The 5759-nt window shown below is 40.9% G+C and carries 10 protein-coding genes; 4 read left to right on the forward strand and 6 right to left on the reverse strand.

What is annotated here, in order from left to right; translation table 11 throughout:
* Positions 1 to 623, reverse strand: a 623-nt coding sequence (locus RM049_RS38995; RefSeq protein ID WP_322708081.1) for a hypothetical protein, incomplete at its 3' end; no start/stop codon positions are given.
* Here RM049_RS38995 and RM049_RS39000 point away from each other — a divergent pair.
* Positions 614 to 745: a hypothetical protein gene (locus tag RM049_RS39000; RefSeq protein ID WP_322708082.1), complete on the forward strand. Its 132-nt coding sequence runs from the start codon at positions 614 to 616 to the stop codon at positions 743 to 745. The genes RM049_RS38995 and RM049_RS39000 overlap by 10 nt on opposite strands.
* A 496-nt stretch (positions 746 to 1241) precedes the next feature.
* Here the strand turns inward: RM049_RS39000 and RM049_RS39005 are convergent, their stop codons facing one another.
* The 4 genes from RM049_RS39005 to RM049_RS39020 all read right to left on the reverse strand — a co-directional run bounded on the left by RM049_RS39005 (position 1242) and on the right by RM049_RS39020 (position 2771).
* Positions 1242 to 1574: a helix-turn-helix domain-containing protein gene (locus RM049_RS39005; protein ID WP_163937968.1), complete on the reverse strand. Its 333-nt coding sequence runs from the start codon at positions 1572 to 1574 to the stop codon at positions 1242 to 1244.
* A gap of 10 nt (positions 1575 to 1584) precedes the next feature.
* Complete coding sequence (locus RM049_RS39010) at positions 1585 to 1710, reverse strand: hypothetical protein (protein WP_322707524.1); 126 nt, start codon at positions 1708 to 1710, stop codon at positions 1585 to 1587.
* A gap of 187 nt (positions 1711 to 1897) precedes the next feature.
* On the reverse strand, positions 1898 to 2365 hold the full coding sequence (locus RM049_RS39015; protein WP_322708083.1) for a GNAT family N-acetyltransferase: 468 nt from the start codon (positions 2363 to 2365) through the stop codon (positions 1898 to 1900).
* Between the two features lie 235 nt (positions 2366 to 2600).
* Positions 2601 to 2771, reverse strand: coding sequence for a hypothetical protein (locus tag RM049_RS39020; RefSeq protein WP_322708084.1), 171 nt, complete (start codon positions 2769 to 2771; stop codon positions 2601 to 2603).
* Between the two features lie 93 nt (positions 2772 to 2864).
* Here RM049_RS39020 and RM049_RS39025 point away from each other — a divergent pair, with 93 nt between their 5' ends.
* Together RM049_RS39025 and RM049_RS39030 are read left to right on the forward strand one after the other, a co-directional pair.
* Positions 2865 to 3557, forward strand: coding sequence for a class I SAM-dependent methyltransferase (locus RM049_RS39025; protein ID WP_322708085.1), 693 nt, complete (start codon positions 2865 to 2867; stop codon positions 3555 to 3557).
* An 89-nt stretch (positions 3558 to 3646) separates the two neighbouring features.
* Positions 3647 to 4213 carry a hypothetical protein gene (locus tag RM049_RS39030; protein ID WP_322708086.1) on the forward strand — a complete coding sequence of 189 codons (567 nt, stop codon included), beginning with the start codon at positions 3647 to 3649 and terminating at the stop codon, positions 4211 to 4213.
* A gap of 59 nt (positions 4214 to 4272) precedes the next feature.
* Here the strand turns inward: RM049_RS39030 and RM049_RS39035 are convergent, their stop codons facing one another.
* Entirely contained in the window at positions 4273 to 4548 is a 276-nt protein-coding gene (locus tag RM049_RS39035) for an HU family DNA-binding protein (protein ID WP_322708087.1), read from the reverse strand.
* 505 nt (positions 4549 to 5053) lie between these two features.
* Between RM049_RS39035 and RM049_RS39040 the strand changes: the two genes are divergently transcribed.
* Positions 5054 to 5344, forward strand: coding sequence for an HNH endonuclease (locus RM049_RS39040; protein WP_322708088.1), 291 nt, complete (start codon positions 5054 to 5056; stop codon positions 5342 to 5344).
* Positions 5345 to 5759 lie beyond the last annotated feature (415 nt).

Below are 5759 nucleotides of genomic sequence, written 5' to 3' on the forward strand. Positions count from 1 at the left end.
ATGCCCAAAAACTCACCATCTAGATATACATTGTGAGCCGTCTGGAGGTCAGTGCGTCCTACATAGGTCAGTCGATAGCCGTCCACTGGCATACACAAGTCTTTTGCACGAGTGCCGCGATAGGAGCAGTTACCGCAGCCGTGACCATCACAATCTGGACAGATAGCAGCAGGCATATTCCACTTCGGCAGTGTAAAATCCCATTCAGCCGGTGGGGAAAATAATCGAGCCTTGTGGGAAATATAACAACCAGCATGACCGATTACTTTATCAGAATGGTATTGGACGCTTAACCATAGCCAATCACAATCACCTAACAAGCCTATTTTCTCAGAAACTTGTTTCAATTCCTCATCTTCCTGGTGATTGCACTCCACTGGAGTAGAAAGACTCGCTTTTATCTCTGCTACAGCGCGTTTAAAAGGTTCTTTATGGTATCGAGCATAGCCGTGAGTCATTTTCACCCACACGATATCATCCGAGTTTATCCAGATAGTCACTACATCTTCGGGCTGGCACTCTTTTGAATAGTCCGACTGATTGATGATGGTTGCAATGATTTGGCGATCGCGTGTGGTTAGCGGATCTTTTGTTGGCGCAGGGGCTGAAAGTTGTGTCATCATTAGAAATACCTCTTAAATGGGTAAAAGGGCGATCGCAGACTTTCCAGGGACGGCGATCGCCTTTTGTTTTGCATGAACAACGTTGTGGTTTACCGCAACGCTCTCAAAAAGATTTGGCGTAGCCTCATATTTCTGAATTTCAGCTATTGTCTAGTAAGAATTCACAGCACAAGGCTCTAGAGAAGGTATTAAACTCAAGTCGCAAGTAGACAAGTCGCAAGTCGCAAGTAAGTTTTGTAACGGGGATTTATACCCCGCAGACACATACTTGTGGCTTAATAGAAGCCGGAGACTTAAACTGAACCGTTTGAGAGTTCTTCACTTGCGACTTGCGACTTGCGACTTTGTTAAGCGGTTGCCCTAATTGCAGTATGAGTGGATTTATTGAGTGATCTTGAGTATCTCCCCCAGCCGACTTTACCTGGCGTACCTTGTGCTATACGACGGGGGGTTCTCGTTTCTCAAATCTATGTTTTGTGTTAATCAAATTTGGGGTTGAGCGCTTCTTTGTTTTTCAAAAGAGGCATCGGCTCGTCTCCTCTCTTATGATTACTATACTACTACGCTCACCAGTGTTTGTCAAGTATTTATTACTGGTAGACGTAGTAGACAATTCTCTTAGCTGTTGTAATCTATATTCCAAATAAGTGAAGTGATATCCCCATCTAAAGCAGCACAAAGTTTCTCTAGAATTTCTGTACTAACAGTCATCTGAGTTGGTTTCTTTGGTTTGTTAATAAAGACGTGAGGAGTCTCTAGCTGCTGAATATAAGCCACAGAAACTCCCACAGCATCAGATAGCTTTTGTCTACTATACCCAGCTTTGTCTCTTAGCTCTCTGAGTTTTTGGGCATTTTCTTCATTCCACCTAAACGCAGCGATGGGTGTTACATCTACTGTGATATTCATTTTTACTTTAATTTTATTTTCACTGCGCTCGCCAGTTGACATGATAATATGATTAATATACTGGTGTCAACCATAAGGCTACACCAAGCAAAGGTGAAAGCGATCGCTTGCCCATTAGCAATGCGATTATTTCAGCCTGCGTCAACCCAATTCGCAATTGTGAATTCGCAATTCGCAATTAAAATCAGTGGGGGCTTGAAACCCAGTAATTAACAATTAAGCAATTAAACGATTTCTCGTATTTAACTGCGAATTGCGAATTGCGAATTGCGAATTGTTTGGTCAACTGGAGAAACACAACACCTGTTCAAAGACTCTTACGGTTAATTTCCTCATGCTAAAATTGCCACATAAACTTGAACGGTTCAATAGAGCTTTTTCGTCATAAATACGCTGTTAGGGTCATCAATGTATTCAGCAAAGGGGCCTCGGTACTCAAACCCATACCGTGTATACAAAGCTCGTGCTGGAGCGAATTCTGAAATTGCCCCTGTTTCTAAATTCAAGCAATCGTAACCACGCCGTTGGGCTTCTTTAATAATGTGTTCCAGAATTTTGGAGGCAACACCCTGGCGGCGGTAAGCCAAGGCTGTACGCATTGATTTGATTTCGCCACTTGTTGAAGAGAGTTCTTTCAATGCCCCGCATCCAACCAGTTCTTCGCCATCCCTTGCTGAAAAGAAAGTAATATCAGGCGAACGCAACGCCTCTATATCAAGAGCATGAACGCTTTCGGGCGGGGTAATCTCATGCATATTTTCGAGATGTTCCCTCAAAAGGTTAGCAATATTTTTACCTGTCAGGTCATCTTCACGAATGTGCAATCGGCTCATTTCCTTAATTTGCTAGGGACTTTTACTCTCTGAGCATTGATTTACAAAACTTGGTTAGCAATACATCAGGAAGACTCAAGGCCTGATGTTGACTTCTAAACTTTGTAATGCCAACTTCAAGATTATTCGTTTTTTGCGTAAAACATGGAATTTGAGGTGAATAGTATTATATAACGGTATTTATTATGGATAAACTGGGGACAACGCTAATTGTCTCCTATATAAATTACTTCTATCAAAAACTGCTCCAGCTTTCGTCTAGGGCAGTTTTATATTGCACGGTAGAAGCCAGATTTACAAATGCAAATGCACCTAATGGTGAATGGTAATTGGTATTTGGTTCATCTTGGCTAGGACTGTAAACCGATGCTTGCTTTGAGGAGGCACAATCAAAAAGCTCATTCACAACTTTTAGTTCACGTAAGTTAGCCTGCAATTATGATTTTCAGTTCAACTGGTATAGACTGCCATAATTGACAATGGAGTGGTGTCGATTTTTATGTTGGAGCAACAACCGGAAAATTTACAATTTTATATTAAACAGCTAGCCACAGAAGCGTTACAAAAATCAGACCCCTCGGCATGGTTTGAAGTTTTATATGCCAAAGCCAAAGGGGACACAGCACAAATTCCTTGGGCTAAGTTAGCTCCTCATCCTTATCTACAAGATTGGTTGACGAATCATCAACCGTTCGCTTCTGGACAAAAGGCGTTAGTAATTGGTTGTGGCTTGGGAGACGATGCCGAAGCTTTAGTAAATCTGGGGTTTGAAGTAACCGCCTTTGATATTTCACCGACAGCAATCGCTTGGTGCCAAGAGCGATTTCCTAATTCAACTGTCAACTATATAGTTGCAGATTTATTAGCAATTCCCTCACAATGGCATCAAGCTTTTAACTTTGTTTTTGAATGTCGCAATATTCAAGCTTTGCCTTTGAATGTGCGTTCTTGGGTTATTTCTTCAGTTACCTCTGTACTTGCTCCTGGTGGAACACTGTTGATGATTACTCGTGTTCGAGACACAGAAGCTGAACCATCAGGCCCACCTTGGCCATTATCTAACTCAGAATTAGTACAGTTTAAAAATTTAGGGTTATACCAAGTAGAGCAACTTGTGTTTTTAGAGCCTGGGCAAATTGAGGTTAAACAAGTTCGGATTGAATATAGAAGACATAATTCTCTGAGCAAGTAGTAATTAATGCTCGAATTCTGCTGCTGTTATTCAGAGGTCAAGTAATTTGCAACTTCTTTTTGAACCCAAGTCATATATAGCTATCAACTATGAAATTATTCAAATACCCAATTAAGCTTGCTTCCTCTTGCTTTGCCATCTATGTTATCGCTTCTACGGCTGCGGTAATTGCTCAACCCAAACCTCCACAAACCAATTTGGTAATAAAATTAACACCGACTCAATTAAAAGTTTTACGTTCACTAGGCTTAAAAATAGCATTACCAAGTTATGTACCTACAAATTTTCATGCTGACAAGGTAATAGTCTCGGCTGGGCGCGAAAATGTTGATAGTTTGCGTTACTTAATTGTTTACCAAAATTTAAGTGCAGATAAATGCTTTGCGATTGAGTCAGTATCTGGGGGTATTGGAGACTTACCTGCTGGGTCGCGCAGTTACCCGATAAATTCTCCGATATTTGGAAAAAGCACTTTGGAGCAAGGATTATACGGTAATGCCAAACAACCAACATTGCTATCGCAGTGGTGGGGAGAGCAAAATGGCCCCTTTTACAGATTTGTTGGTACGGGAGTAATGCCAGAATTGTCTAATTGCAGTAACGTTACTCCCCAAGAAGCAGTCAAAGTTTCACAGTCGATTCAATACTTGAATTAATCGATTATGGCTTTGCAGTGATTGGATTGACAGTAGTAAAGTAAATACATTTGTATTGATTAGGGTGCTACTTTTTCTTTAAACTGTTTCCCAGCAGAAAACGCAGGCACTTGGGTCGCTGGGATAGTCATTGGCTCATTGGTTTTCGGATTACGCCCTTCGCGCTCTGAACGTTCGCGTCGCTCGAATGACCCAAACCCTATCAGCGTTACCTTTTCACCATTAGCTACAGCCTCGGTAACAACTGACAAAAAAGCACTGATTACTTCATCAGCTTGCTTTTTTGTAACGTTAGCCTTGGATGCTACAGCATCCACTAATTCACCCTTGTTCATAAATTACCCTGAAGTATTGCCAGTAACGGAAATCTAGCATTAATAGCTCTTGTTGGCAAAGGGTAAAAAGAGTAAAAATCTAGCAACATACGAAAATTGATAATACGCGGCTACTACTGTGTCCTTGTTCTGTCCTTAGATTTTCTTTCCTCAGCATCCCCTCGTCAGCAGCTATATTCTGTGGACTGCTAAGAAAGAAGCTCAAAATCGCGGATGTCGTCTATGGATGCGGTAGTACTTGGGATACCTTGGCGTTACTTCTAAAACTTTGTAATGCCAATTTCAAGATTATTCGTTTTTTGCGTAAAGTTTCAGACAGGAGGTGAATAATATTATATAACGGTATTTACTATGCATTAACCGGGGACAACAGTATAAGTCTCCTACATAACTTACTTCTATCAAAAACTGCTCTGGACAAAAGCTAGGGCAGTTTTATGTTGAGTCGATTAGTCCTAAGTTGAGTAGTCGCTATGATATTAGATAAGGTTTTATCACTCATCTGGTGTCAAATAATCAACACAAGCAATGCCAACTGTGTCAAAGAGAGATGGAACATTTAACTGTCCATCACTTAGTTCCACGACAAAATACCAAACGCAAAAAACAAGACTCAGGCCCAATAGCAAATATTTGTTCTGCCTGCCATCGCCAGATTCACGCTTTATTTGATAATAAGCTGCTGGCCTTTGAACTCAACACTCTAGACAAGCTCAAAAATGAGCCGCAAATGCAAAAATTCTTAGTTTGGGTAAGAAAGCAAGACCCAGGTAAGCGAATTTCAGTTCATCGATAAACAATAAAGCGTTGTTTGTACTAGTTGTATCCGTCATCTAAAAGAAAAACTAGAAACCGTTAACGTTCAACCAGAAGTAGCCGAAGCTATGCCCTGTCGCTTAAATCAAGCAATGAAAGATTTGGCAGCAGTGGCAAAGTATTTGGAGAGATAGCAATACAAAAGGTACTTTCCCTTACTAAGCACTAAGTATTTTGCTACGGTGTGATAATCGTAGGTATCCCTTGAGGATAAGTGTAGTTTGTGTTGATAGATACCCAAAAATTTCTTAGAGGAAAGAAGGAAAGTGAAGGCATTGGCGATCACTCTCCTAGAAACGTTAACAGGTTTATCTCACTTCAGTTCTGGGGGATAATCTATGTGCGATTCGTTGATTAGTGAATCACGGTGTAAGCCCGTACATAACTAATCCAAC

Origin of the sequence: Nostoc sp. DedQUE04, assembly GCF_034530995.1 — a bacterium.
Lineage (GTDB): Bacteria > Cyanobacteriota > Cyanobacteriia > Cyanobacteriales > Nostocaceae > Nostoc.

What these genes read in the sequence shown, in the direction of transcription:
- RM049_RS39030 (WP_322708086.1), top strand. Translation starts at nt 3,647, where the DNA reads ATGAAATTATTCAAATACCCAATTAAGCTTGCTTCCTCTTGCTTTGCC.
- RM049_RS39035 (WP_322708087.1), bottom strand. Translation starts at nt 4,548, where the DNA reads ATGAACAAGGGTGAATTAGTGGATGCTGTAGCATCCAAGGCTAACGTT.
- RM049_RS39025 (WP_322708085.1), top strand. Translation starts at nt 2,865, where the DNA reads ATGTTGGAGCAACAACCGGAAAATTTACAATTTTATATTAAACAGCTA.
- RM049_RS39005 (WP_163937968.1), bottom strand. Translation starts at nt 1,574, where the DNA reads ATGTCAACTGGCGAGCGCAGTGAAAATAAAATTAAAGTAAAAATGAAT.
- RM049_RS39015 (WP_322708083.1), bottom strand. Translation starts at nt 2,365, where the DNA reads ATGAGCCGATTGCACATTCGTGAAGATGACCTGACAGGTAAAAATATT.